At 60.0% G+C, this 26356-nt stretch carries 26 protein-coding genes; 20 read left to right on the forward strand and 6 right to left on the reverse strand.

Going from position 1 to position 26356, the window contains the following annotated elements; translation table 11 throughout:
* Positions 1–32 precede the first annotated feature (32 nt).
* Positions 33–2594: a [protein-PII] uridylyltransferase gene (locus AB6Q56_RS05365; protein ID WP_434516078.1), complete on the reverse strand. Its 2562-nt coding sequence runs from the start codon at positions 2592–2594 to the stop codon at positions 33–35.
* Positions 2594–3394, reverse strand: coding sequence for a type I methionyl aminopeptidase (gene map / locus AB6Q56_RS05370; protein ID WP_434516079.1), 801 nt, complete (start codon positions 3392–3394; stop codon positions 2594–2596). The genes AB6Q56_RS05365 and map overlap by 1 nt, the downstream gene beginning before the upstream one ends.
* A gap of 112 nt (positions 3395–3506) precedes the next feature.
* Between map and rfbD the strand changes: the two genes are divergently transcribed.
* The 17 genes from rfbD to AB6Q56_RS05455 all read left to right on the forward strand — a co-directional run bounded on the left by rfbD (position 3507) and on the right by AB6Q56_RS05455 (position 19315).
* On the forward strand, positions 3507–4418 hold the full coding sequence (rfbD, locus tag AB6Q56_RS05375; protein WP_434516080.1) for a dTDP-4-dehydrorhamnose reductase: 912 nt from the start codon (positions 3507–3509) through the stop codon (positions 4416–4418).
* Between the two features lie 191 nt (positions 4419–4609).
* Positions 4610–5356 (forward strand): 30S ribosomal protein S2, encoded by a 747-nt coding sequence (gene rpsB, locus AB6Q56_RS05380; protein WP_295005538.1) that lies wholly within the window; start codon positions 4610–4612, stop codon positions 5354–5356.
* Between the two features lie 61 nt (positions 5357–5417).
* Positions 5418–6317: a translation elongation factor Ts gene (tsf, locus tag AB6Q56_RS05385; RefSeq protein ID WP_434516081.1), complete on the forward strand. Its 900-nt coding sequence runs from the start codon at positions 5418–5420 to the stop codon at positions 6315–6317.
* Positions 6318–6332: 15 nt separating this feature from the next.
* Entirely contained in the window at positions 6333–7049 is a 717-nt protein-coding gene (gene pyrH / locus AB6Q56_RS05390; RefSeq protein WP_434516082.1) for a UMP kinase, read from the forward strand.
* 10 nt (positions 7050–7059) lie between these two features.
* The gene (frr, locus tag AB6Q56_RS05395; protein WP_434516083.1) at positions 7060–7617 is read left to right on the forward strand and encodes a ribosome recycling factor; all 558 of its coding nucleotides are present in this window, start codon (positions 7060–7062) and stop codon (positions 7615–7617) included.
* Between the two features lie 26 nt (positions 7618–7643).
* Positions 7644–8402 carry a polyprenyl diphosphate synthase gene (uppS, locus tag AB6Q56_RS05400; RefSeq protein ID WP_434516084.1) on the forward strand — a complete coding sequence of 253 codons (759 nt, stop codon included), beginning with the start codon at positions 7644–7646 and terminating at the stop codon, positions 8400–8402.
* Positions 8395–9216: a phosphatidate cytidylyltransferase gene (locus AB6Q56_RS05405; RefSeq protein ID WP_434516085.1), complete on the forward strand. Its 822-nt coding sequence runs from the start codon at positions 8395–8397 to the stop codon at positions 9214–9216. Before uppS ends, AB6Q56_RS05405 begins: the two co-directional genes overlap by 8 nt.
* Positions 9213–10403 carry a 1-deoxy-D-xylulose-5-phosphate reductoisomerase gene (gene ispC, locus AB6Q56_RS05410; RefSeq protein ID WP_434516086.1) on the forward strand — a complete coding sequence of 397 codons (1191 nt, stop codon included), beginning with the start codon at positions 9213–9215 and terminating at the stop codon, positions 10401–10403. Before AB6Q56_RS05405 ends, ispC begins: the two co-directional genes overlap by 4 nt.
* Positions 10400–11767 (forward strand): RIP metalloprotease RseP, encoded by a 1368-nt coding sequence (gene rseP / locus AB6Q56_RS05415; protein ID WP_434516087.1) that lies wholly within the window; start codon positions 10400–10402, stop codon positions 11765–11767. Before ispC ends, rseP begins: the two co-directional genes overlap by 4 nt.
* A 3-nt stretch (positions 11768–11770) precedes the next feature.
* The gene (bamA, locus tag AB6Q56_RS05420; RefSeq protein WP_434516088.1) at positions 11771–14056 is read left to right on the forward strand and encodes an outer membrane protein assembly factor BamA; all 2286 of its coding nucleotides are present in this window, start codon (positions 11771–11773) and stop codon (positions 14054–14056) included.
* A 9-nt stretch (positions 14057–14065) separates the two neighbouring features.
* Entirely contained in the window at positions 14066–14575 is a 510-nt protein-coding gene (locus AB6Q56_RS05425) for an OmpH family outer membrane protein (protein ID WP_223879574.1), read from the forward strand.
* Positions 14575–15615, forward strand: coding sequence for a UDP-3-O-(3-hydroxymyristoyl)glucosamine N-acyltransferase (lpxD, locus tag AB6Q56_RS05430; RefSeq protein WP_434516089.1), 1041 nt, complete (start codon positions 14575–14577; stop codon positions 15613–15615). The genes AB6Q56_RS05425 and lpxD overlap by 1 nt, the downstream gene beginning before the upstream one ends.
* Positions 15616–15619: 4 nt before the next feature.
* Positions 15620–16054 carry a 3-hydroxyacyl-ACP dehydratase FabZ gene (fabZ, locus tag AB6Q56_RS05435; protein ID WP_150429099.1) on the forward strand — a complete coding sequence of 145 codons (435 nt, stop codon included), beginning with the start codon at positions 15620–15622 and terminating at the stop codon, positions 16052–16054.
* Position 16055: 1 nt separating this feature from the next.
* Complete coding sequence (gene lpxA / locus AB6Q56_RS05440) at positions 16056–16826, forward strand: acyl-ACP--UDP-N-acetylglucosamine O-acyltransferase (RefSeq protein ID WP_434516090.1); 771 nt, start codon at positions 16056–16058, stop codon at positions 16824–16826.
* A gap of 1 nt (position 16827) precedes the next feature.
* Positions 16828–17976 (forward strand): lipid-A-disaccharide synthase, encoded by a 1149-nt coding sequence (gene lpxB, locus AB6Q56_RS05445; RefSeq protein WP_434516091.1) that lies wholly within the window; start codon positions 16828–16830, stop codon positions 17974–17976.
* On the forward strand, positions 17964–18554 hold the full coding sequence (gene rnhB / locus AB6Q56_RS05450) for a ribonuclease HII (RefSeq protein ID WP_434516092.1): 591 nt from the start codon (positions 17964–17966) through the stop codon (positions 18552–18554). Before lpxB ends, rnhB begins: the two co-directional genes overlap by 13 nt.
* A complete protein-coding gene (locus tag AB6Q56_RS05455) occupies positions 18551–19315 on the forward strand; it encodes a TrmH family RNA methyltransferase (protein WP_434516093.1) in 765 nt (254 codons plus the stop codon). The genes rnhB and AB6Q56_RS05455 overlap by 4 nt, the downstream gene beginning before the upstream one ends.
* 117 nt (positions 19316–19432) lie before the next feature.
* Here AB6Q56_RS05455 and AB6Q56_RS05460 read toward each other — a convergent pair whose 3' ends face one another.
* Entirely contained in the window at positions 19433–19981 is a 549-nt protein-coding gene (locus AB6Q56_RS05460; RefSeq protein ID WP_434516094.1) for a peroxiredoxin-like family protein, read from the reverse strand.
* Positions 19982–20129: 148 nt separating this feature from the next.
* Here AB6Q56_RS05460 and AB6Q56_RS05465 point away from each other — a divergent pair, with 148 nt between their 5' ends.
* The 3 genes from AB6Q56_RS05465 to AB6Q56_RS05475 all read left to right on the forward strand — a co-directional run bounded on the left by AB6Q56_RS05465 (position 20130) and on the right by AB6Q56_RS05475 (position 22179).
* Positions 20130–20972, forward strand: a complete 843-nt coding sequence (locus AB6Q56_RS05465) for a cupin domain-containing protein (protein WP_434516095.1) — start codon at positions 20130–20132, stop codon at positions 20970–20972.
* 91 nt (positions 20973–21063) lie between these two features.
* On the forward strand, positions 21064–21444 hold the full coding sequence (locus AB6Q56_RS05470) for a thioredoxin family protein (protein WP_434516096.1): 381 nt from the start codon (positions 21064–21066) through the stop codon (positions 21442–21444).
* 6 nt (positions 21445–21450) lie between these two features.
* Positions 21451–22179 carry a cytochrome c biogenesis CcdA family protein gene (locus AB6Q56_RS05475; RefSeq protein ID WP_434516097.1) on the forward strand — a complete coding sequence of 243 codons (729 nt, stop codon included), beginning with the start codon at positions 21451–21453 and terminating at the stop codon, positions 22177–22179.
* 69 nt (positions 22180–22248) lie between these two features.
* Here AB6Q56_RS05475 and ppsR read toward each other — a convergent pair whose 3' ends face one another.
* The 3 genes from ppsR to AB6Q56_RS05490 are packed head-to-tail and all read right to left on the reverse strand — an operon-like array spanning position 22249 to position 26285.
* Positions 22249–23067: a posphoenolpyruvate synthetase regulatory kinase/phosphorylase PpsR gene (ppsR, locus tag AB6Q56_RS05480; RefSeq protein WP_434516098.1), complete on the reverse strand. Its 819-nt coding sequence runs from the start codon at positions 23065–23067 to the stop codon at positions 22249–22251.
* 9 nt (positions 23068–23076) lie between these two features.
* Complete coding sequence (gene ppc, locus AB6Q56_RS05485; RefSeq protein WP_434516099.1) at positions 23077–25839, reverse strand: phosphoenolpyruvate carboxylase; 2763 nt, start codon at positions 25837–25839, stop codon at positions 23077–23079.
* Positions 25839–26285, reverse strand: a complete 447-nt coding sequence (locus tag AB6Q56_RS05490; RefSeq protein WP_434516100.1) for a universal stress protein — start codon at positions 26283–26285, stop codon at positions 25839–25841. The genes ppc and AB6Q56_RS05490 overlap by 1 nt, the downstream gene beginning before the upstream one ends.
* Between the last annotated feature and the right edge of the window lie 71 nt (positions 26286–26356).

The raw sequence follows: 26356 nt of genomic DNA on the forward strand, positions 1-26356 counted from the left end.
GTTGCTGGCGCCTTGCGACCGGCAACCAGCGACTACCCTATCTTCAGCCGCTCCATCAGTTCGGTTTCCAGGCGTATCCGGTTGTTGGTATCCCGTAGGTCGCCGCCGCTGATCAGGAAGACGTCTTCGGCACGTTCACCCAGCGTCGTGATCTTGGCGGTTTGCAGGTTGGCACCGTGTTCGGCCAGGGTGTTGGCTACCGTGTAGAGCAGGCCGGGGCGGTCGGCGGCAATCAGCGACAGGATGAAGTGCGTTCCCTTTTCATCGCTGCTAATGCTGACCTCCGGCTTGATCGGAAAGTGCTTGACCTGGCGCGATAGGCGGCCGGTGGACGGAATATCCGGCGGCGACTGGTGCAAGAGACGCTGCTCCAGCTCGTGTTCGATGAAGGGGACCATTTCGCGCTCGTTTTCGCGGTTTTCCACATCGAGTACAACAAAACTGTCCAGAGCGTAACCGTGCGCCGTTGTATGAATCTTTGCATCGACGATGCTGTAGCTGGCACGGGCGAAGAAGCCGACGATGCGGGCGAACAGATCGGGCTGGTCCTGCGTATAAACCATGACCTGCAGGCCCTGGCCTTCCTGGTACGGGCGGGCGCGGACGACGGGTTGGTTGTTGAATATCCTGTAGTGCAGCGAACGGGTGTGCCAGGCGATTTCCTCGGCGGAATGGCGAAGGAAATAGACGGTGTCGAGCTGTTTCCAAAGGCGCTCATGTACCGTGTCGGATAGTGCGAAGTAGCGTAGCAGACGCATGGCCTCGGCCTGGCGGTCGGCAATGACGCCGTGCGCTTCCGGGGTCTTTCCCTGGGTGATGTGGTGCTGGGCCTGGTAGTAGAGATCGGCGAGCAGCTTGCCTTTCCAGTGATTCCACACTTTCGGGCTGGTGCCGCGGATATCGGCGTGGGTCAGCAGATAGAGTGCCTGAAGGTGGCGCATGTCACCGACCAGCTTGACGAACCGGGCGATTACCTCGGGGTCGGTGAGGTCTTCCTTCTGGGCGACCTGCGACATGACCAGATGGTTTCTGACCAGCCAGACCACCAGTTCGGTATCCTCCTCACTCAGGCCGTGATCGACACAGAATTCACGGGCATCGACCGTCCCGAGTTCTGAGTGGTCGCCGCCACGTCCCTTGGCGATGTCGTGGAAGAGGGCGGCCACGTAGAGCAGCCATGGGCGCTCCAGCTCGCTGACGATGCGGGAACACATCGGGTATTCATGCGCGAATTCGCTCATCGTGAAGCGGCGAATGTTGCGCATGACCTGCAGGATGTGCTGATCCACGGTATAGACGTGGAACAGGTCATGCTGCATCTGGCCGACGATGCGCCCGAAATTCGGCAAGTAATTGCCCAGGATGTCGAGCTGATTCATGCGCCGGAACTCGTGCACGATACCGCGCTCGCTGGTCAGCAGTTTCAGGAAATTCGTCCGGTTTTCCGGATTGGCGCGAAACTCTGGCGTGATGAGATCGCGGGAGCGCCATAGTGCCCGGAGCGTGCGGGTCGTCATGCCGGAGAGTTCGTGACACTCCTGCATGGCCAGGAAACAATCGAGGATGGCCGCAGGATTGCGCTCGAAGAGCTGGTCGTCGCGGATGTCGAGCAGATTGCCCACCATCTGGAAATGGTCGTCGAGTGGCTGCGGAACGAGGTCGATTTCTGGTGTCAGTGCAGCGCCGATGTTCTGCACGATCAGGGTGTTGAGTACGGTGACCGATTTGGCGTGCCGGTAATACACCTGCATCAGTTGTTCCGATGCCCGTTTCGCGGTGTTGGTGACAAATCCGAATTTCTCGGCCAGATTGTTCTGGTAGTCGAACAGCAGGCGGTCGTCGCGGCGACCGAGCATGAAATGAAGGCGGATGCGCAGGTGCCGCAGATAGTCTTCGCAGGCTTCGGTCATGCGCATGCCCTCCGCGCTGATGACCCCGTTTTGATGAAGCTCGGCCCAACTGGATCCGAGTCCAGCCGCTTTGGCCATCCAGAAAATGACCTGCATGTCGCGCAGGCCACCGGGCGATTCCTTGCAGTTCGGCTCCAGGCTGTAGGGCGTTTCATTGAAGCGCAGGTGGCGCTCCCGCTGCTCGAGGCGCTTGGCTTCGTAAAACGCCAGCGGGTCGAGGTTGCCACGCAGCCGTTTCTCGAAGGTTGCGAAGAGTTTCGCATTGCCGGTCAACAGGCGTGCTTCAAGTAAGGCTGTTTGGACGGTGATGTCGCGCGCTGCTTCGTCCAGGCATTCAGGAATGGTGCGCACGCTGTGGCCGATTTCAAGGCCGATATCCCAGAAGTGCCCCACCAGTCGTTCGAGCTTTTCCTGGGTAATCTTGCTGACTTCCTGGGGCAGGAGGATCAGCAAGTCAATGTCGGAGGCAGGAAAGAGCTCTCCTCTGCCGTAACCGCCAACCGCGGCCAATGCCATCGAGGCAGGAAAGTCGAACGATTGCCAGAGTTTTTGCAGGACACTGTCGACTTGCGCGCAGCGGTTGCGAAGCAGGGCGCACGCGTCGTGGGTGAGTTCGTATTGCTGCTGAAGCCGCTGCTGGTTGGCCTTGACTTCCGCGCGCAGGGCAGCGACGTCGCAGCTCATCAGGCAATCCAGTCGGGTTTTGCTCGGCAGGCAGCCGACAGCGTCAATACCTCGTAACCCGTATCGGTGACGAGGATGGTGTGTTCCCACTGCGCTGACAGGCTGCGGTCCTTAGTGACGATGGTCCAGCCGTCGGCCATTTCGCGAATGGCAGCCTTGCCGGCATTCACCATCGGTTCGATGGTGAATATCATGCCCGACTCCAGTTTCGGGCCGGTGCCGGCCTTGCCGTAGTGCAGGACCTGCGGATCTTCGTGGAATTTCTGGCCGATGCCGTGTCCGCAGAATTCGCGGACAATGGAGTAGCCGTTCTTCTCGGCATGCTTCTGGATAATGGCACCAATGTCGCCGAGAAAGCCACCGGGGCGAACCACGGAGATTCCCAGCCACATGCATTCGAAGGTGATCTCGCACAGCCTGTTGGCCTGGATCGATCCCTCGCCGACCACGAACATGCGGCTGGTGTCGCCGTGGTAGCCGTCCTTGATTGTGGTGATGTCGAGATTGATGATGTCGCCGTTTTTAAGGATGCGCTCGCCAGGGACGCCGTGGCAAACCTGCTGGTTGACCGAGGTACAGATCGACTTCGGGTACGGGTCGTAGCCTGATGGGGCGTAGTTGAGCGGGGCCGGAATGCAGTTTTGCACATCGACCATGTAGTCGTGGCAAAGTTTGTCGAGTTCGTCGGTGGTGATGCCGGCCTTGACGAAGGGTTCGATGTAATCGAGAACCTCTCCGGCGAGACGCCCGGCAACGCGCATTTTTTCGATTTCTTCCGGGGTCTTGATGGTGATACTCATGGTTTTTTCGGTACGTTAGGGATGAAGAAGGATAAATGATGGGGCTGGTTTCGCAAAGAGCAGGCCCGTGGAAATGGCATACTGTGCGGGTTTTCAGCCCATCGGGGTCGTAATGAGGATTCTCCTGCTCGGTAAGGATGGCCAGGTCGGCTGGCAGTTGCAGCGTTCATTGGCGCCACACGGCGATGTGGTCGCTTGCGGGCGCGCGGAGTGTGATTTGGCTGACACGGATCGTATTCGTTCCGTCGTTCGCGAGCTGCGTCCGGATATCGTCGTAAATGCAGCAGCGTACACCGCTGTCGACAAAGCGGAGGCAGAGCCGGATCTGGCGCGCCAGATCAATGCCGTGGCGCCGGGTGTGCTGGCCGAGGAGGCGGCGCGTTGCGGGGCCTTGCTGATCCATTATTCGACCGACTACGTTTTCGACGGTAGCAAGGATGCGCCCTATGTTGAGAGCGATCCGACCGGGCCGCTCTGCTTTTATGGGCGCAGCAAGCTGGAGGGCGAAGAGGCCATCCGCGCTGCGGGCGGAAAATCGCTGATCTTTCGTACTAGTTGGGTGTTTGGCGCGCGCGGCGAGAATTTTGTCAAAACCATCCTGCGCCTGGCGCGCACGAAGGAGCATTTGAGCGTGATCGATGACCAGATCGGTTCGCCGACGCCGGCTGCGATGATCGCTACCGTCAGCGGCGTTGCCCTGGCCATGCTGCGTCACGGGGCGCTCCTTGCGAAGGGCGAGAGCCGGCTATACCACCTGGCGGCGGCCCGGCCGGTCAGCTGGTGCGAGTTTGCGCGGACTGTCGTCGGTCTGGGCGCTCAGGCGCCTGGCTTCGCCCTGCATTTGCAGCCGGAGGCGATCACTCCGATCGCCTCGGCCGAGTATCCTAGCGCGGCGCGTCGCCCCCTGAATTCCCGCCTTGACTGTCGCCGGCTGGAAAAAGACTTCGGACTGCGAATGCCCGACTGGCAGCCGTATCTGGAGCGCATGCTGCAGTTACTGGCCTTGAAGCAAAATGGTTATTGAGGCTGTTGGCTTCCCCGTTCTCCTGCTATAATCCGCAGGTTTTTCTCGGTCGTTTCGGCCGCGAGAAACGGTTGTCTGCACGGTGCAGGCAACCAAAATCCACACATCCGCCGATTAAGGGTGTCCGTCAAAACTCAATAATGACGGGCGTTTCCGGCGGGTGGCGGTTCAACCCTTAAAAGGAAATTGCTATGTCCGTTACTATGCGCGAAATGCTGGAAGCCGGTGTTCACTTCGGCCACCAGACCCGTTTCTGGTCCCCCAAGATGGCTCCGTACATCTTCGGCGCTCGCAACAAGATTCACATCGTCAACCTCGAAAAGACCCTGGTTAAGTACAACGAAGCCATGGCTTTCGTGAAGAAGCTGGCCTCCAATCGCGGCACCATCCTGTTCGTCGGTACCAAGCGCCAAGCCCGCGAAATCATCGGCGAAGAAGCGCTGCGCGCCGGTGCTCCGTATGTTGACCAGCGTTGGCTGGGCGGCATGCTGACCAACTTCAAGACCGTCAAGACCTCCATCAAGCGCCTGAAGGACATGGAGCTGGCTGTTGAGGCTGGCGAACTCGAGCGCATGCCGAAGAAGGAAGCGCTGACCTTCCGTCGCGAACTGGAAAAGCTGCAGAAGTCCATCGGCGGCATCAAGGATATGGCCGGCCTGCCGGATGCCATCTTCGTCGTCGACGTCGGCTACCACAAGATCGCTATCACCGAAGCCGAAAAGCTGGGTATCCCGGTCATCGGCGTGGTCGATACCAACCACTCTCCGGAAGGCGTTTCCTACGTCATCCCGGGTAACGACGATTCTTCCCGTGCCATCCAGCTCTACGCACGCGGCGTGGCTGACTCCATCCTCGAAGGTCGTAGCCAGGTGGTTGCCGACATCGTGGCGGCCGGTGGTGACGACGAGTTCGTCGAAGTCGAAGAAGCGGCTGAATAAATAAAGATGTAACGGCGGAGCTTCAGGCTCCGCCAGTTTTATAAGCTCAGGAGAAAGAAATATGGCGGCAATTACCGCAGGTATGGTTGCAGAACTGCGCGGCAAGACCGACGCACCGATGATGGAATGCAAGAAAGCGCTGACCGAAGCCGACGGCGATATGGCCAAGGCGGAAGAGATTCTGCGCGTCAAGCTGGGCAACAAGGCCTCCAAGGCTGCTGCCCGTATCGCAGCCGAAGGTATCGTCGCGGTCAGCATCGCCGCCGACGGCAAGACCGGTGCGATCATCGAAGTGAACTCCGAAACCGACTTCGTTGCCAAGAACGACGAATTCATCGCCCTGGCCAATGGCTCCGCGGCGCTGGTTGCCCAGCACAATCCGGCCGACGTTGCAGCGCTGTCCGCGCTGCCGATGGGCGAGGGCACCGTCGAATCCACCCGCTCCGCTCTGGTCGGCAAGATCGGCGAGAACATGTCTATCCGCCGCTTCGTTCGCTTCGAAGCCAAGGGTAAGCTGGTTCCCTACATCCACGGTGGTGCCAAGGTCGGCGTCGTCGTTGATGTGATCGGTGGTGACGAGCAGCTGGGCAAGGATCTGGCCATGCACATCGCCGCTTCCAAGCCGAAGGCGCTCGATGCCTCTGGTGTTTCTGCCGAACTGCTTGATACCGAGCGTCGCGTCGCCATCGAGAAGGCACGCGCCGACAACAAGCCGGAAGCCATGCTGGAAAAGATCGCCGAAGGTACCGTCCAGAAGTATCTGAAGGATGTCACCCTGTTGGCGCAAGTCTTCGTCAAGGCCGAAGATGGCAAGCAAACCATCGAGCAACTGCTGAAGGCCAAGGGCGCTTCCGTCGCCGGCTTCATGCTCTACATGGTGGGCGAAGGCATCGAGAAGAAGGTTGACGACTTCGCTGCAGAAGTCGCTGCCCAGGCCGCTGCCGCCGCTGCCAAGAAGTAATTGAAAGGAACGCCGATGACCACACCCAAATATAAGCGCATCCTCCTGAAACTCTCCGGCGAGGCCCTGATGGGTACCGACGCCTACGGCATCAATCCGAAAGTGATCGGTGAGATTTGCGGGGAGATCAAGGCGGTCGCCGACCTGGGGGTGGAAATCGGCGTCGTGATCGGCGGTGGCAACATCTTCCGCGGCATGGCCGGTACGGCCACCGGAATGGATCGCGCTACCGCGGATTACATGGGCATGCTGGCCACGGTGATGAATGCCATGGCACTGTCCGACGCGATGCGTCAATGCGGTCTGAATGCCCGTGTGCAGTCGGCCCTGAATATCGAGCAGGTGATTGAGCCGTACATTCGTGGCAAGGCCATCCGCTATCTTGAAGAAGGCAAGATCGTGATCTTCGGTGCCGGTACCGGCAACCCCTTCTTCACCACCGATACTGCTGCAGCACTGCGCGGTTCGGAAATCGGCGCGGAAATCGTGCTGAAGGCGACCAAGGTCGACGGCATCTACACGGCCGATCCCAAGAAGGATCCTTCGGCAACGCGCTACGACAAGATCAGCTTCAACGAGGCGATCTCCAGGAATCTCGCGGTCATGGATGCGACTGCCTTTGCGCTGTGCCGCGACCAGAAATTGCCGATCAACGTATTCTCGATCTTCAAGGCCGGCGCGCTTAAGCGCGTGGTCTGCGGTGAGGACGAAGGTACGTTGGTTTATTGCTGAGGAGAGACAGATGATTGCAGACATCAAGAAAAACGCAGAACACAAGATGCAGAAATCGCTGGAGGCGTTGAAGAACGATCTCCTGAAGGTGCGTACCGGCCGTGCCCATACCGGCTTGCTCGATCACGTCCAGGTCGACTACTACGGCTCCATGGTTCCGGTGAATCAGGTCGCCAACATTACCTTGGTGGATGCTCGTACCATCGGTGTCCAGCCGTGGGAAAAGAACATGCTGCAAAAGGTCGAGAAGGCCATCCGTGATTCCGACCTCGGTCTGAATCCGGCCTCGCAGGGCGATTTGATCCGCGTACCGATGCCGGCGCTGACCGAGGAACGCCGCAAGGAAATGATCAAGGTCGTCAAGCATGAAGGCGAGGGCGCGAAGGTGGCCATTCGCAACCTGCGCCGCGATGCCAATACCCATCTCAAGGATGCGTTGAAGAAGGGCGAAATCCCTGAAGACGACGAGCGCAAGGCACAGGACGATATCCAGAAGTTGACCGACAAGTTCATCGTCGAAGTCGACAAGATGCTCGCCACGAAAGAGGCCGAGCTGATGCAGGTTTAAGCGGCTTCACGCAGATAGCCGGCTGAATGGCTTTTTTTTCCAGTTCGACGCGCGACGTTCCGCAGGCGGCAGCGGTGCCTCGGCACGTGGCCGTCATCATGGACGGAAATGGGCGTTGGGCCAAGAAGCGCTTCCTTCCTCGCGTGGCCGGCCATGTCAAAGGCGTCGAACTGGTTCGCGAGATGGTGCGTTCCTGCCTTGAGCAGGGCGTCCAGTATCTGACGCTATTCGCCTTTTCCTCCGAGAACTGGCGCCGCCCTCAGGAAGAGGTCACGCTGCTGATGCAGTTGTTCGTCAAGGCGCTGGAGCAGGAGGTCGAAAAGCTCGACCGCAACGGCGTGCGTTTGCGTGTGATTGGCGACCTTTCCCGTTTCGAGCCGCGCCTGCAGGATCTTATCCGCAAGGCTGAAGAGCAGACGGCGGCCAATACGCGTCTGGATTTGACCATCGCCGCCAACTATGGCGGTCGCTGGGACATCATGCAGGCGGTCAATAAGATGGTGGCCGCCCAGCCCGATAAGTCAGGCGGGTGGCAGGAGGCCGATCTCGAACCGTATCTGTCGATGCATTTTGCTCCCGAGCCGGACTTGTTCATCCGCACTGGCGGCGAAGAGCGGATCAGCAACTTCCTGCTCTGGCAACTGGCTTACACCGAACTCTATTTCACCCCGACCCTGTGGCCGGATTTCGATGCCGCCGAATTCGGCAAGGCCATCGCCTCCTTTCAGCAGCGGGAGCGTCGTTTTGGCAGGACCAGTGAGCAACTGGTGAAGCCGAATGCTTAAGACGCGCGTCATCACCGCGCTGGTGCTGGTCTCGCTGCTGTTACCCAGCCTGTTCTGGTTGTCGCAGTCTTCTTGGGCCCTGCTGGTGGCAGTCTTCATCGGTATCGCCGCGTGGGAGTGGGGGGCTTTGCTGTGCTGGAAGCCGCAACCCCGGGTGGCGCTTGGTGTGCTGGTCGGCGCCATTTGTGCGGCGCTTTCGCTACTTGATCCGTCGTCGCTGGAATTTCGTCTGGGATCGACGTGGGTGGCTGCGGCCTATGGGCTTTCCGCGGCGTTCTGGCTCATCCTCATGCCGTTCTGGCTGAGGAGCAAATGGGCCATCGGCGGAGCGAGAGGGCTGCTGGTCGGCGCCGTCGTCCTGATTCCGACATGGCTCGCCATGGTGCAGCTGCGCGCCTTGGGTCCGGCTGCCTTGCTCGGTATCTTTACCGTTGTCTGGATGGCCGATATTGCGGCCTATTTTTCCGGTCGAGCTTTCGGCAAGCACAAACTGGCACCTACGATCAGTCCCGGAAAAACCTGGGAAGGGGCGGTCGGCGCCTGTGTCGGCGTGGTTGTTTACGGTCTGGTCGTTCGGCTGCTTTTCGATATTCAGGTGCTGTCGCTACCGCTGTGGATCGTTGTCCTGTTCATCGTCACCGGGGTCAGCATCGTTGGCGATCTGTTTGAATCGCTGCTCAAGCGTAAGGCGGGCATCAAGGACAGCAGCAATATTCTGCCGGGGCATGGTGGGGTTCTGGATCGCATCGACAGTCTGACCTCCACGCTGCCGGTCGTGGCGCTCTTTTTGCTGCTGGTTCAGCGTTCGGCATGACAGTTCGCAACATCACCGTTCTGGGCTCAACGGGATCAATCGGAGTCAGTACGCTGGATGTCATACGCCGTCATCCTGATCGCTATCGGGCATTTGCCCTGTGCGCGCATAGCCAGATCGACAAGTTGTTCGAGCAGTGTGTTGAGTTCAAGCCAAACTTTGCCGTTTTGCGCGATGCCGCTTTGGCTGCGCAATTGGCGAAGCGCTGTCGTACAGCCGGGCTGCAAACCGAAGTTCGCTACGGCGTAGAGGCGCTGGTCGAGGTATCTGCCTTGCCCGAGGCCGACTCGGTGATGGCCGCCATCGTTGGTGCCGCAGGCCTCGAACCTACATTGGCGGCAGCCAGGGCAGGCAAGCGGGTAATGCTGGCCAACAAGGAAGTCCTGGTCATGGCCGGCGAACTGTTCATGCACGCCGTGCGTGAACATGGTGCCCGCCTCTTGCCGGTTGATAGCGAACACAATGCCATCTTTCAATCCCTGCCTGCAGATTTCTCTCGTGGCATGGCCGCATGTGGCGTCCAGAAAATCCTGTTGACCGCTTCGGGTGGGCCGTTCAGGAACGTGGCGTTGTCCGATCTCGAGCAGGTAACGCCCGAGCAGGCATGTGCGCACCCCAATTGGGTCATGGGGCGGAAGATATCGGTTGATTCGGCAACCATGATGAACAAGGGGCTGGAGGTTATCGAGGCGAGCTGGCTGTTCGATGCGCCTCCCGAGATGATTCAGGTTGTCGTGCATCCGCAGAGCGTCATCCATTCGGCTGTCCAGTACGTCGATGGTTCGGTGTTGGCGCAATTGGGCAATCCGGACATGCGGACTCCGATTGCTTACGCAATGGCCTGGCCGGAGCGCATTGCGGCCGGTGTCGAGCCGCTGGATCTGTTCAAGATTGCTCGTCTCGATTTTCAGGCGCCGGATTTCGAGCGTTTCCGTTGCCTGCAGCTGGCTTACGATGTGTTGCGTGCAGGCGGTACCGCGCCCGCGATTCTCAATGCGGCGAACGAGGTTGCGGTAGCAGAGTTTCTGGAAGGGCGGCTGTCTTTTCTGGGGATTGCCCGTCTGAACGATCAGGTGTTGCAGTCGCTTCCAGCTGGGCCGGAGGGGAGCCTGGCCGACGTGCTCGCAGCCGATGCCGAAGCGCGGCGTTTGGCCACGCGGCTGATCAGGGAACGCACTTTCGCGTGAACGACGTTCCGTTCTATCTGGCTGCATTTGCGGTCGTTCTCGGTGTCCTGATCGTTGTCCATGAACTCGGACACTACTTTGTTGCCCGTTGGTGCGGGGTCAAGGTGCTGCGTTTCTCGGTCGGCTTCGGGCGTGTGCTGTGGAAGAAGCGCCTGGGGAGGGATGGCACGGAATGGGCGGTGAGCGTCTTTCCGTTGGGCGGTTACGTCAAGATGCTCGATGAGCGGGAGGGCGATGTCCCCGAAGGTGAGGCGCATCGGGCTTTTAACCGCCAGAGCGTCGGCAAGCGCAGCCTGATCGTTGCGGCTGGCCCGCTGGCCAATTTTGCGCTGGCCATCCTACTTTATTGGGCGGTTTTCATGCACGGCAGCGACGAGTTGCTGCCGGTTCTGGGAACTCCTGTTCAGGGATCTCCGGCCGCCGTGGCTGCGATCCAGAATGGAGAACAGGTTCGCCGGGTCGATGGGCAGTCAGTTGCTACCTGGAACGATTTCCGCTGGCTCTTGTTGCAGAAGGCAGCCGATCAAGCGAGCGTCGATCTCGAGGTGGTCAATGCCAAAGAGGAAATATCATTCCGCCGCCTCGATCTGCGAGCTGTCGCCGAGCAAGGGTGGGAGGGCGAGGCGCTGGATAGGCTGGGTGTTCGTTTCTACCGTCCGGATACGCCACCGATATTTGGTGAAGTGGTCTCCGGTGGGCCGGCTGCGCGCGCCGGCCTTAAATCCGCAGACAGGGTGTCGCGCGTTGATGGCCGGGAAGTCGACTTGTGGCTTGATTTTGTCACGGTCATACGAGAATCGGCGGGCAGGTCCGTACAGCTTGAAGTGCGCCGCGGCGATGAACTGCTCACGTTTGAGGTGGTTCCCGACCCAGTATCCGAAAAGGGCCGGACCGTCGGCAAGATCGGTGTCGCGGTCAAGACGGATTCGGGAAGTCGCCGCGAGCTGCGTACTTTCATTCGTCATGGTTTCTTTGAGTCGGGTCGTCTGGCCCTGCTGGAAACCTGGGATAAGTCGGTGTTCAGCCTGGTCATGATGGGCAAGATGCTCATCGGCGAGGTGTCGTGGAAGAACCTTTCTGGACCGGTCACGATTGCCGATTATGCCGGGCAGTCGGCACGCCTTGGCCTCGATTATTATCTGAAGTTCATGGCCCTGGTGAGCATTAGCTTGGGGGTCCTGAACCTGCTCCCCATCCCGGTTCTGGACGGTGGGCATTTGTTGTATCATATGCTAGAAGTCGTCAGGCGCAGGCCGCTCTCCGAGCGTGCAATGGAAATCGGCCAGCAGATTGGCATGTCCATTCTCTTCGCCTTGATGGCTTTCGCCTTTTTTAACGATATATCTCGCCTGCTTTACGGCTGAATAATGAAGAAAACCCTATTGTCCGTCATGATTGCCAGCGTATTTGCCTCGCCGGTGCTGGCATTCGAACCCTTTACGGTCAAGGACATTCGGGTCGAGGGTATCCAGCGCACCGAAGCGGGGACTGTCTTCGGCTATCTGCCGGTCAAGGTCGGCGAAACCCTGAATGACGAAAAAGCGGCACAGTCGATCAAGGCCTTGTTTGCTACCGGGTTTTTCAAGGATGTCCGGGTCGAGGTCGAGAAGAATGTCATGGTTGTCGTCGTCCAGGAGCGACCGGCTATTGCGACCATCAACTTTGTAGGCCTGAAGGAATTCGACAAGGACGTTATCGTCAAGGCGCTCAAGGAGACGGGCATTGCCGAAGGTCGTATCTTCGACCGGGCTTTGCTCGATAAGGCCGAGCAGGAACTGAAGCGCCAGTATCTGACGCGCGGCAAATATGCGGCCAATATCACGACGACCGTGACGCCGCTGGAACGCAATCGCGTCGGCATCAACTTCAATATCGAAGAAGGTTCGGCGGCCAAGATCAAGCAGATCAACATCATCGGTGCCAAGGCTTTTCGCGAGAAGGAACTGCTTGGCCTGTTCGAATTGACCACGCCGGGTTTTTTGACGTGGTATACCAAGAATGACCAATACTCGCGGCAGAAGCTTTCGGCGGACCTCGAGAAGCTCAAGTCGTTCTACATGAACCAGGGCTACTTGGAATTTGCCGTCGAGTCGACTCAGGTGTCGATTTCTCCCGACAAGCAGGATGTCTATATTACGGCGAACATCGTTGAAGGTGAGCGCTATCAGGTTTCGTCGGTGAAGGTTGCCGGTGATTTCACGCTTGCCGAAGATGAGCTGAAAAAACTGCTCATGATAAAAGCTGGCGATGTGTTTTCGCGTGAGAAACTGAACCAGTCCACCAAAGCTATCAGTGATCGGCTTGGCAAGGAAGGTTATGCCTTTGCCAACGTCAACGCGGCGCCGGAGATCGACAAGGACAAGAACAAGGTTGCCTTCACGATTTTTGTCGATCCGGGTAAGCGGGTTTATGTGCGTCGCGTCAATGTGACCGGTAATACCAAGACGCGCGATGAAGTGATTCGCCGCGAAATCCGCCAGATGGAAGGCGGGTGGTACGATGCCGACAAGGTGACAGCATCGAAGCAGCGGGTGGACAAACTGGGGTTCTTCTCCGAGGTGGCGGTGGAGACGCCGGCCGTCAGCGGCACGTCGGATCAACTTGATGTCAATATCAATGTGACCGAAAAGCCGACCGGGAACCTGATGCTTGGCCTTGGTACTTCCAGTACTGACAAGGTCATCCTTTCCGGCTCGATTGCCCAGAACAACTTCATGGGTAGCGGCAACAACGTCGCGATTCAGGTTAATTCGGCCAAAACCTACCGGACCTACGTCTTCTCTTACACCAATCCTTACTTTACGCAGGATGGGGTCAGTCAGGGCTTTGACGTTTACCATCGTACCTTCAATACAACCTCGACGACTCTGGCATATTATTCGTCATCGTCGACGGGGGGGGCGATTCGCTTCGGCTTCCCGATCGGTGAGAAGGAGTCGATCGGTATTGGCTTGGGACTTGATTCGACCAGTATCAAAACATTCGAGCAAACACCGCAGTATTACAAGGATTACGTCACCAAGTTTGGCCAGTCTAATTTGTCGGTTCCGCTCACGCTAAGTTGGGCCAGCGACGGCAAGGACAGCTTCTTCTTCCCGACCAAGGGTACCTTCCAGCGTGCTTCGCTCGAGGTGGCTCTACCGGGGGGCGACCTGACGTATTACCGAGCCAGCTACCAGCTTCAGCATTTTGTACCGCTCAATTCCAAGTTCACTCTGATGCTTAACGGCGAATACGGAATGGCAAATGGCTACGGTGCATCCGGTTTGCCTTTCTTCAAGAACTATTATGCGGGCGGCGTAACCTCGGTGCGCGGCTTCAAGGCCTCATCTCTCGGCCCGATCTATACCGATCCATCGACGTCAACACAGTACCGTCTCGGGGGTAATCGCCGTATCGTCGGCAATGCCGAATTGCTGTGGAGTTTGCCCGGCATGGACAAGTCGTTCAGAATGGGATGGTTCGTTGACGGTGGTCAGGTATTTGGTAGCGATGAGAAGGTCGATTTTGCTGACTTGCGCTACTCGACGGGATTGTCTGCTGCCTGGGTTTCTCCGATTGGTCCGCTCAAGTTCAGTATCGGCAAACCACTCAACAAACAAGGCACGGACAGGGCCGAAGTCTTCCAGTTCCAGATGGGTACTACGTTTTAATTCAGGAGTATCAAGTTGAAAGTTAAATCCGTTGTCCTGGCATCGCTGATGTCTGCATTGTTCGTGACGGGTGCTTACGCCGCCGAACTCAAAGTGGGTTATGTGAACACGCAGCGTATCTTCCGCGATGCGCCAGCTGCCCAGAAGGCCGCGAAGAAGCTGGAAGGTGAGTTCGCCAAGCGCGATCAGGATTTGCAGCGCATGGCCAAGCAGTTGCAGGGTCTGCAGGAAAATCTGGAGAAGAACTCGGTGACCATGGCCGAGAGCGAGCGCCGCTCCAAGGAAAAGGAATTTGGCGAGCTTTCCCGCGAATTCCAGCGTCGCCAGCGCGAATTCCGCGAAGACCTGAATCTGCGTCAGAACGAAGAAAATGCCGCTGTTATCGAAAAGGCCAACAAGGCAATCAAGCAGATTGCCGAAGCTGACAAGTACGATCTGATCCTGCAGGATGTGGTGTGGGTCAGCCCGCGCCTGGACATTACCGAGCGCGTTATCAAGGCACTGTCGGAAGCGAAGTAATGAGCGTGAACGGTATATCGTTCACGCTTGCCGAGATCGCCGCCCGTTTGGGCGGCGATGTGCTTGGAGATGCACAAACACGCATTGATCAGGTCGCTTCGGTAGGCAATGCCGAGGCCGGCGATATTACTTTCCTGTCCAATCCGAAGTTCAGGAATCAGTTGGCAAGCTGCAAGGCATCGGCAGTCATCCTGCGCGCCGATGCGGTCGACGATTTTGGCGGTGCCCGCATCGTTACCGCCAACCCTTACGCATATTACGCGCGGGTGGCGACCCTGCTGAATCCCTATCGGGCGGGTTTTTCCGGCGTCCATTCCTCGGTGATTGCCGAATCTCCCATTCCGCAGAGCGCATCGCTGGGTCCGAATGTCGTGATCGGCAAAGGCGTAACTCTGGGCGAAGACGTCGTGCTCGGTGCTGGATGCGTCGTGGGTGACGGGGTGAGCATTGGCGATGGAACGGTGTTCCATCCCCGGGTGACTGTCTATGAACAGTGTCAGGTCGGTGCTCGCTGCATTGTTCATTCCGGTGCGGTGATTGGCTCTGATGGCTTTGGATTTGCTCCCGATGGCCAGGATTGGGTGAAGATTCCCCAGATCGGTCGCGTGCGGGTCGGTAATGATGTCGAGATCGGTGCCAATACCACCATCGACCGTGGAGCGATCGACGATACGGTTATCGACGATGGCTGCAAGCTTGATAATCTGGTCCACATCGGACACAACTGCGTTATCGGACGGAATTCGGTGTTGGCTGGCTGTGTTGGGGTTGCCGGCAGTACGGTCTTCGGTGAGCATTGCATCGTCGGCGGTGCCGGGATGATTTCCGGGCATCTGAACATCGTCTCGGGGACAACGATTTCCGGAGGATCGACGCTGATGAAGAGCATCGCGAAGCCCGGTGTTTATACCAGCGTATTCCCGATCGATACGCACGAGGAATGGTTGCGTAACGCATCGCATCTTCGCCGCCTGTCCAAACTCGCGGATCGTATTTCCGATCTTGAGAAAAAACTTAAACAAAAATATATAGAGGGTTGATTAAATGGATATTCATGAAATTCTTGATCATTTGCCGCATCGCTACCCCTTTCTGCTGATCGACCGTGTGGTCGAAGTCGTGCCTGGCAAATCGATTCACGCCTACAAGAACGTGACTATCAACGAGCCCTTTTTTGTCGGCCATTTTCCGCACCATCCGGTCATGCCGGGCGTGCTGATCATGGAAGCGCTGGCCCAGGCGGCCGGCATCCTGTCGTTCAAGACCGAAGGAAAGAAACCGACCGAAAGTGACGTGTTCTATTTTGCCGGTATCGACGAGGCACGTTTCAAGCGCCCTGTCATGCCGGGCGATCAGTTGCATCTGCATGTCGAGATCGAGCGTCAGATGCGCGGCATCTGGAAGTTCAAGGGCGAGGCCAGGGTCGATGGCCAGTTGGCGGCCGAAGCACGACTCATGTGCGCAAAGCGGGATCTGTAACATGATCCACCCGACTGCCATTGTCGATCCGGGCGCCAGGATCGGCGCCAATGTCGAGATCGGCCCCTATTCGATTGTCGGTCCCGATGTCGAGATCGGCGATAACACGGTTATCGGCCCGCATTGCGTGGTTCGCGGCCATACGCGGATCGGTCGCGACAATCGCATCTTCCAGTTTTGCTCGCTTGGCGAAGTGCCGCAGGACAAAAAGTATGCCGGTGAGCCGACCCGCCTGGAAATCGGCGACCGCAACACCATTCGCGAATTCTGTACCTTCAATCTGGGAACGGTTCAGGACAGGGGGGTGACGTCGATCGGCGACGACAACTGGATCATGGCGTATGTGCATATTGCCCATGATTGCCAGGTCGGCAACAAGGTGACCTTTGCCAATAACGCCTCGCTGGCGGGGCATGTGGTGGTCGATGACTGGGCGATTCTCGGCGGTTTTACCGGCGTTCACCAGTTCTGCCGCATCGGTGCGCACGTGATGACGGCGGTCAGCACCGTCATTCTCCAGGATGTTCCTCCGTACCTGATGGCGGCCGGCAACACGGCCCAGCCCTACGGCATCAACGTCGAGGGATTGAAGCGCCGCGGCTTCAACGCCGACGCGATCACCTCGCTCAAGCGCGCCTACCGGACCCTTTACAAGTCGGGGCTGCTGCTCGAGGAAGCGAAGGCCAAACTGGTCGAGGATGCCAAGACCCAGCCGGATGTTCAGCGTTTCGTCGATTTCCTCGAGGTCTCGAAGCGCGGCATCATTCGCTGACATGGGCAAGGCAGTAAGAATTGCCGTGGTGGCAGGGGAGGCCTCCGGGGATCTCCTGGCCAGCCACCTGATCGGCGCATTGAAAAAGCATCTGCCGGATGCCGTTTTCTACGGTATTGGCGGCCCCAAGATGCAGGCGCAAGGGTTCGATGCCTGGTGGCCGATGGACAAGCTGTCGGTCATGGGCTACTGGGATGCCCTGAAGCACTATCGGGAAATCGCCGGTATTCGCCGCCAACTGAAGAAGCGCCTGCTCGAACTGCGTCCGGATGTCTTCATCGGCGTTGATGCACCGGATTTCAATCTGGGGCTGGAGGCCGACCTCAAGGCGGCCGGCGTGCGCACCATTCACTACGTCAGCCCTTCGATCTGGGCCTGGCGCGGCGGGCGCATCAAGAAAATCGCCCGTGCCGTCAACCGAGTGCTGGCGCTGTTCCCGATGGAGCCGCCGCTTTACGAAAAAGAGCGGATTCCGGTGACCTACGTCGGGCATCCGCTGGCCGACATCATTCCATTGGAAACCAGCAAGCTTGCCGTACGCGAAAAGCTCTCGCTGCCGAGGGACTATCCGGTCTTCGGCATGCTGCCGGGCAGCCGTCGCGGCGAACTGGAGATGATGGCCGACACCTTCGTCCAGACGGCCAGGATCATTCGCGAGCGTTTCCTGCCGCAAGCGATTTTTGTCGTGCCGCTGGCCACTCGTGAAACGCGGCTCCAGTTCGAGGCCGCCATCTATCGCCAGCAGGCCGGCGACGTGCCTTTCCGCCTGCTCTTCGGCCATGCCCAGGATGCCTTGGGCGCGGCCGATGTCTCCCTCGTTGCCAGCGGTACGGCCACGCTCGAGGCGGCGCTGATCAAGCGCCCGATGGTCATCACCTACAAGATCGCCAAGTTCTCGTACTGGTTGATGAAGCGGATGGCCTACCTGCCGTATGTCGGCTTGCCCAATGTACTGGCCGGGCGTTTCGTCGTGCCGGAAATCATCCAGGACGAGGCGACGCCGGAAAATCTCGCGGAGGCGCTGGTCAAGCTGTACGGTGACAAGGAAAACGCGAAAGCCGTTGAAGAGGCGTTTACCGACATCCATCTCCAACTGCGGCAGAACACCGCCGAGAAGGCGGCGCGGGCGGTTATCGAATGCCTGAACTGATCGTTCCCGAGGGCCTCGTCTGCGGCATCGATGAGGCCGGGCGTGGCCCGTTGGCCGGCCCCGTGGTCGCTGCCGCGGTGATTCTCGATCCGGCACGCCCCATCGTCGGCCTGAACGATTCCAAGAAACTGAGCGACAAGAAGCGCGCTGCGCTGGCCGTCTTGATCCGCGAAAACGCCCTTGCTTGGTGCGTTGCCGAGGCGACGGTCGAGGAAATCGACCGTCTCAATATCCTGCATGCGACGATGCTGGCCATGCAGCGTGCGGTTGCCGGTTTGTCGGTGCGTCCCGAGCGTGCGCTGGTTGACGGTAATCGTTGCCCACGGCTCGATATGCCAGCCGAAGCCGTGGTCAAGGGCGACGGCAAGATCGCCTCGATTGCCGCCGCATCCATCCTGGCCAAGACCGTCCGCGATGCCGGCATGCTGACCTTGCATGCGGCGTATCCACAGTACGCTTTCGACCGCCACATGGGCTATCCCACTGCGGCGCACTTTGCCGCGCTGGAGGCGCATGGCGCGTCGCCGGTGCATCGCACGAGCTTCGGGCCGGTGGCGCGGCAACTTTCCCTGCTGTGAAGCTTATCCAGTCGCGCGACAACGCCTTGTTCAAGCAGCTCAAGAAGCTGGCGGAATCCGGGCGCGAACGGCGCAAGTCGGGGCTGACGCTGCTTGATGGCGTGCATCTCGTCCAGGCTTACGAAGAGGCCTTCGGGCGTCTGGATACCTTGATTGTCGCCGAGTCGGCAAGCGGTGAAGCGGCTGACTATGCCGCTGGCCGGGAGCATGTCGTGCTGGCGGATGCCTTGATGCGCGATCTGGGTTTGGTGGAGACGCCAAGCGGCCTGCTGGCGATGGCGCCGATACCGGCAGCCAGGGAGGGAATCCGCCGGGATCGCGATGCGATTCTGCTCGATGGTGTGCAGGATCCGGGCAATCTTGGAACCTTATTGCGCACTGCGGCCGCCGCCGGCATCCGGCAGGCCGTTCTTTCGCCCGGGTGTGCCTCGGCCTGGGCGCCCAAGGTGCTGCGCGCCGGGCAGGGTGCTCACTTCGCCCTGAGCATCCATGAGGATGTCGATCTTCTGACCGTGATGGCCGATTATGCCGGGACGACGGCAGTGACTTGCCTTGATGGCGCAACGTCGCTCTACGAAGCCGCCTGGTCCGGGCCGGTCGCCTGGGTGTTTGGCGCGGAGGGGCAGGGGGTCGGCCGGCAGTTGATCGAGGCTGCTCGTTTGCGCGTTCGGATACCGATGCCGGGGGGCGTGGAATCGCTCAACGTCGCGGCCGCTGCGGCGGTTTGCCTGTTTGAGGCGGTGCGCCGACGGCTTCGCTGAAGCCCGGTCTGGCCGACGTAGGCCGGTATCGATACCGCGCCGTTACTTGGGCGATCTTTTCGATCAGCACTCCAGCAGCACCGGGAAGCGCTACTTTCCCGGTGCTGTCGCCTGGAATTACAGCGTGTTCGGGTACTCGCCGCGAGCCGGATAGTCGTTGGCGATGACGAAATCGATGGCACCCAGAAGGTCGGCGAACTGGGGGCGCGCGAAGGGCATGGTCTGCACGGCGCCGTAATACAGCGTGCCGTCCGGTCGAACCAGGAATACCCCGGGTTCGCTGAACAAGGCGGGCTCCTCAATGCCGATCGACGTTTTTCCGCGCGATTCGCTGATATAGAGGCCCCACTGGCGGGCGCTCGCCATCGACAGTCCGTAGCCGAATTGCAGCGCCGTGGCGTTGACCTTGTCAGCCATTGCGACGCCGCGTTCCTGATCGTCGCTGCTGATCGCAATAACCTGTACCCCGCGCTTGTTGAATTCCGGGGTAAGGCGCTCCAGCTCCATCAGATACTTGGCGCAAATCGGGCAATGCAGGCCGCGATAAAACACGATCAGATCGAAGCGCTCGCCGGGGTTGGCGCCGAGGACGAAACGTCCCCCGGTGGTGAGCGGGACATTCAAGGCGGGAACAGGCTTGCGGGGCATGAGGGCTTGTGCGGTCATGAGTTTTCCTTTGCGAGTTGATGGTGGTGAGTGAAGGTCCTGTCGATGTGCCGAGGGATGGCGGGCAACCCGGGCTCTTGGTCTTCATGGTGCAGTGTGATGGACGAATTGATGTATTATGTTCAAAATTGTTTGCATATCGTACAAAATGTCCATTTCCTCCCGCCTTGATCGCTTGTCGGCTCTGCTTGAAGCCTTGGCACCACGGGTTGAACTGATCGGGGATGAGTGTCCTGTCGATACAGGCACGGTGGTGGCCCGCAGTTCGGCGGCCCCCTTTCTGCAGCTGTACCTGCTGACCCAGGGGGAATTGGTATTGACCCAGTCGAGCCAGGTTCGCCATATTCCTTCCCCCTCGATCGTCATTTGTCGTTCCAATCTCTCGCACCGGGTGTCGGTTGTCGGAAAAGAGAATTCAGGGCATCTGGTGCGCGCCAAGGTCGCTATCGAAGGTCCGGCCGGTGCGCTGCTTTTCAACGAATTTTCCGAGCCGGTCATCTTGTCCCTGGCGCAGACCGACACGGCGCTGAGCCAGGCTGTTGCGCTGATTTCTTCCGAGCTTGCGGCCCCGCGCTGCGGTCAGCCTGCGCTGCTGAACCGGGCCGGAGATATTCTGTTCATCGGATTGCTGCGTCATCTTGTCGCCCATCCCGCGACCGGTAGCGGCTTGTTCAACGGCTTGGCGGACCCGCGCATCGCACGCGCGCTGGTGGCCTTGCACAGCGCGCCGCAGGAGGCCTGGACGCTGGAGCGGATGGCCGCCGAGGCCGGCATGTCCCGCACGGCGTTCGCCAACACCTTTCGGGATGTCATGAATCAGACGCCGGGCAAGTATCTCGGGATATTGCGCCTCGCCATCGCGCGATCCGCCGTGGACTCCGGACGCGGATTGAAAAGGGCTGCCAAGGAGTCGGGATACGCCAGTTCCTCGGCCCTTTCGCGGGCGCTCTCGCGCGCGATGGAGGAGGAAGTCGCAAGCAGCAGTGCTTGATCCAGCCCAAGCGTCCTTTGGCGCCTGTAAGAAATCCGCGATTTGTTCGACTGATGGTCGACGTTGTGTCTTTTACTCACGGAGAATGCTCATGACCCTCATTAAATCCTTTCTCGCGATGGCGCTGCTGGCATCGGTCAATCTGGCTTCGGCGCTCGAAATAAAACCCTATTCGGCCGGGGCGCTGGCCGATCTGCAGGGAGCGGACAAGCCGGTAGCCCTGCATTTTCATGCCGAGTGGTGCCCTACCTGCCGCGCGCAGGAAAAGGTGTTCAATGGCTGGAAGGGCGATCCGGCGGTGCCCGGTACTTTGCTGGTCGTCAATTACGACAATGAACGTGAGTTGAAAAAGACCATGGGCGTGCGCAGCCAGTCCACCCTGATCGTTTTCAAGGGGAAGACCGAGACCGCACGACTGGCAGGCGATACTGATCCCAAGGCGCTGGCAAAAGCACTGGGCAGCGCCCGATAGCGTGCCATGGAGATTCCCCTTGGGCATTTGGGGCTCAGCGTACTGGCCGGTAGCCTGACTACGCTGTCGCCCTGCGTCTTTCCGTTGTTGCCGCTGGTGGTTGGCGGGGCCGTGCAGAACAACCGCCTGGCACCGGTGGCGATGGGCCTGGGCATGGCTACATCCTTCGCCCTGATCGGTATTTTCCTGGGTGCCTTGGGGCCGGCGCTCGATATCGACGCGGAGAGCGTGCGCCTGTTCGGTGGCTGGATGCTGATTGTCTTCGGCCTGGTGATGCTCGTCCCGATTCTCAATGAACGCTTTACACAGTGGCTGGCTCCCATCGCCTCCCGCGCCAACAGTGCTTCGAGCCTGCTGGACGGTGGTTCCCTTGGGGGCGCGTTGCTGCTTGGGGCGGTCCTCGGTCTTGTCTGGAGCCCCTGTTCCGGGCCGCTTCTTGCGTCGGCGCTGACGCTGGTCGCCAGTGAGGGCGGGGCGACCCGGGGCGGAATCGTGCTCGGGCTATTCGGGATCGGGGCGGCCATTCCGCTGGTTGCCGTGGCTTATGCCTCGCGGCGGGGATTCAACGCGGCGAGGGGTTGGGTGTTGAGCCGCATCGAGGGCGTCAAGAAGGCTTTCGGGGTGTTGATCCTGCTCACCGGCCTGGCGATTCTGAGCGGTGCGGACAAATGGCTGGAGGCCAGGGTGTTGACTCTACTGCCCGATGCCTGGGTACGCGCGACGACGCTGTTTTGATGGGGCAACGCAAAAAAAACGGCGCAGGTGAATGCGCCGTTTTTTCGATGCTTGCCAGCGGTGGCTTGCTTATCGCAGCTTCAGTTCCTGCAGGATGGTCGTCGAGATTTCCTCGATCGACTTGCTGGACGAATCCAGCCAGCGGATGCCTTCGCGGCGCATCATCTTCTCGGCTTCGGCAACTTCGAAGCGGCAGTTGGCCAGCGACGCGTATTTGCTGCCGGCGCGCCGTTCCTCGCGGATCTGCGCCAGTCGCTCCGGCTGGATGGTCAGGCCGAATAGCTTGCCGCGGTGTTTTTCCAGCGTGCCCGGCAAGCGGCCGCGGTCGAAGTCTTCCGGAATGAGCGGGAAGTTGGCCGCCTTCAGGCCGAATTGCATGGCCAGGTAGAGCGAGGTCGGCGTCTTGCCGCAACGGGAAACGGCAACCAGGATGACATCGGCTTCCTCCAGGTCGCGGTCGGTGATGCCGTCGTCGTGGGCCAGCGTGTAATTGATCGACTCGATACGCTTCTTGTAGTCCGAACTGTCAGCCGATCCGTGCGAGCGGCCGACCGTGTGGTTCGATTTGCGCCCCAGTTCCGCTTCGAGGGGGGCAAGGAAGGAGTCGAAATAGGAAAGGCAGAAGGCGTCGGCCTGGTGCACGATGCCGGACAGGTCGGGATTGACCAGCGTCGTGAACACGATCGGCCGCATGCCGTCGGCTTCGCCCTGGGCGTTGATGCGGGCGACGGCTTCCTGGGCTTTTTCCACGTTGTCGAGAAAGGGGATGCGAATCTGCTTGAATTCGACATCCTCGAACTGGGTCATCAGACTGTGACCCAGTGCCTCGACCGTCAGGCCGGTACCGTCCGAGACGAAAAATACGGTGCGTTTGATGGGATTTGGCATGGCCGGATTTTAACCGCTGTTGCGCAAGCCGGAGGCGATGCCGTTGATCGACAGGTGAATGCCGCGCGCTACCCGCTCGTCGGTCTCGCCGGCGCGGTGCCGCTTGAGCAATTCGACCTGCAGGTGGTTCAGCGGGTCCATGTACGGTGCGCGCAGCTTCAGCGAATTGCGCAACATTGCATTGTCGGCGAGCAGTTCGTCCTGCTCCTCGATCGCCAGCAGGTGCTTGCGGGTCAGCTCCCATTCCGCCGTGATGCGGCTGAAGATGTGCTCGCGCAGCACGGCATCGCTGACCAGTTCGGCATAACGCGAGGCGATGGCGAGATCGGTCTTGGCCAGCACCATGTCCATGTTCGACAGGAGCGTCCGGAAGAACGGCCACGATTTCAGCATGCGGCGCAGCGTGGCGAGGCCGTCGGGATTGTCTTGCAGGTAGCCTTCGACGGCTGAGCCGAAGCCGAACCAGCCCGGCAGCATCAGGCGGCATTGCGCCCAGCTGAAAACCCAGGGAATGGCCCGCAGGTCTTCAATCCGGTCGGACGCCTTGCGCGAGGCCGGGCGGCTGCCGATATTGAGCAGGGCGATTTCGGAAACAACCGTCGATTGCCGGAAATAGGTCGTGAATCCCGGCGTTTCGTAGACCAGGCCGCGATAGGCGTTGAACGCCCGTTGCGACAGGTCGTCCATGACGCCATGGAATTGCTGGGCCGGCTCGATCTGGTTCTCGTGGTCGGTCAGGCTGGCTTCCAGCGTGGCGGCGAGCAGCACTTCGAGGTTGCGGCGACCGGTGTCCGGGTTGCCGTACTTGGTCGAGATGACCTCGCCCTGCTCGGTCAGGCGGATCTGGCCGGAGACGGCACCGGCCGGTTGGGCCAGGATGGCGTGATAGGACGGGCCGCCACCACGGCCGACCGAGCCGCCGCGACCGTGGAACAAGCGCAGGCGTACGCCGTGCTGCTGGAAAGTACGGGTCAGCTCGATCTCGGCCTTGTACAGCTCCCAGCCAGAGGTCAGGAAACCGCCATCCTTGTTGGAGTCGGAATAGCCGAGCATGACCTCGTGTTCGTTGCCGCGACCGGCGATCAGCTCGCGATAGGCCGGCAACCGGAAGATGCCGTCCATGGTCACCGCGCTCTTCTGCAAATCCTCGATGGTTTCGAAGAGCGGGATGATGTTGACGTCGAGGCGGGGTTTATCTCCGGGCAATAGCAGGCCCGACTCCTTGAGTAGCAGCGCGAGTTCGAGCAGGTCGGAGACGCCGTCGGTCTTGGAGATGATGCAGTTGGGCAGGGCGGCGGCACCGTACTTGCCGCGCAGTTCGTGGGCGGCGAAGAAGATGTCGAGTTCGCCGCGGGTTTCCTCGCTGTAGGCGATGTACGGCGAATAGAGCGGGCGCGGGGTGGCGATTTCCTCGATCAGCAGCTGGATGCGTTGATCTTCGGGCAGCGCCTCGTAGTCCGCGCAACGGCCGGCCTTGGCCAGCAGTTCGGCGACCGAACGGGCATGCACGTCGGAGTTCTGGCGCAGGTCGATCGGCGCCAGGTGGAAGCCGAAGACCTGCACGGCACGCAGCAGGCGGCGCAGGCGGCCACCGGCCAGCGCGGCGCTGCCATTGAGCTTGAGCGAGATGTTGAGGATCTTGAGATCGGCGCGCAGCGCTTCCGGCGTGGCGTAGGGCTCGGCGCTGCCGATTTCGTGGCGGACCGGCTCGACACCGTCGAGGAAGCGGGCGGTGGCAGCCAGTCGGGCGTAGATGCCGGACAGGGCGCGGCGATAGGGTTCATCCGAACGCTGCGGCGAATGATCGGTCGAGTGCTCGGCGAGTGCCAGCAGTTCCGGGGTCACCTTGATCAGCAGGTCGGAAAGCGGCAGTTCGGCGCCCAGTTCGTGCACTTCTTCCAGATAGTGGTTCAGCGTGGCGGCGGATTGTAGGCGCAGTGCTTCGCGCAGGATGTCGGCGGTGACGAAGGGGTTGCCGTCACGGTCGCCACCGATCCATGAGCCGACGCGGAAGAAAGGCGGCAGCGCCCAGGTTTTTTCCGGGTAGCGCTTCTGCAATTGTTGCGTGGCCTGGATGTAGAGGCGCGGCAGTTCGGTGAAGAAGGTTTCCTTGAAATAGGTGATGCCATTCTTCACCTCGTCGATGACCTTCAGGCGGACCGGGCGCAGCATGCGCGACTGCCATAGGGTGAGAATGGCATTGGTCAGGGCGAGGTCGTTGTCGGCCTCTTCTTCCGGGGTCATCTGCAGGCGTTCGCGCTTGTCGAGCAGGCGGGCGACGTCGCGATGGTTGCGGATCAGGCTCTGGCGCTGGACTTCGGTCGGGTGCGCGGTGAGTACCGGGGCGACCAGGGCGTGAGCGAAGAAGTCAGCGATGGTATCCGGCGACACGGCGGCTCCAGCCAGTGCGTCGAGGGCGTGCACCAGGCTGCCTTCGCGCGGCGGCGAACCGGCGAGGTCGTGGGCGCGACGCCGGCGGATGTGGTGCTCGTCCTCGGCGATGTTGGCCAGTTGCAGGAAGTAGCTGAAGGCACGGACGACGGATTGGGTCGTCTCGCGCGGCAGCGGGTCGAGCAACGCGGCGAGTTCGGCGCGGGCGGCCGGGTCGTTGTCGCGGGCGAAACGCACCGCCGTCTGGCGGACACGCTCGACAATGTCAAAAACCGATTCGCCTTCTTGTTCCCTGACCGTATCGCCAAGAATGCGGCCGAGCAGGCGGATGTCGTTACGAAGCGGTTCGTCCTTGTTGATGTCGAGCGCGTGCTGTTGCATTAGTGTTTCCTGACGAGAAGTACGGAGGCGTTGGAGATTTTAGCGAGTTGTTCGGCAACGGAGCCGAGAAGCAGGGTGGCCAGGCCACGCTGGCCATGGCGGCCGATAACGATCAGGTCGATGTGCAGCTCTTTGCCCTTGTCGGCCAGGGTTTCGGAGATGCGGCGCTTTTGGGCTTCGAGCAGGAGCGCTTCCGCGTTGATGTCGCCGATATCCTTCATGGCGGTATCGAGGAGCGACTGCCCGGCGCGACGCAGGTTGGAGATGGCCGATTCGGCACCGCCCATGTCGATCATCCCGTGGCCGTGCATGCTGAGGAGGACTTCATCGACCACATGGACAACATAAAGCTTGGCCTGGCTGGTCTTGGCGATGTGCTTCGCTTCTGCCAGCGCGCAACGCGAGGTTTCGCTATCGTCAATGGCGACCATAATGTTCTTGTACATGGCGATACTCCTGAGAAAGATGTTTAACGCGCTAAAGGTACCAAGACCGGCGCTCGGGCGCAGTTAGGGAA

The organism is Dechloromonas sp. ARDL1, from assembly GCF_051122455.1.
GTDB lineage: Bacteria > Pseudomonadota > Gammaproteobacteria > Burkholderiales > Rhodocyclaceae > Azonexus.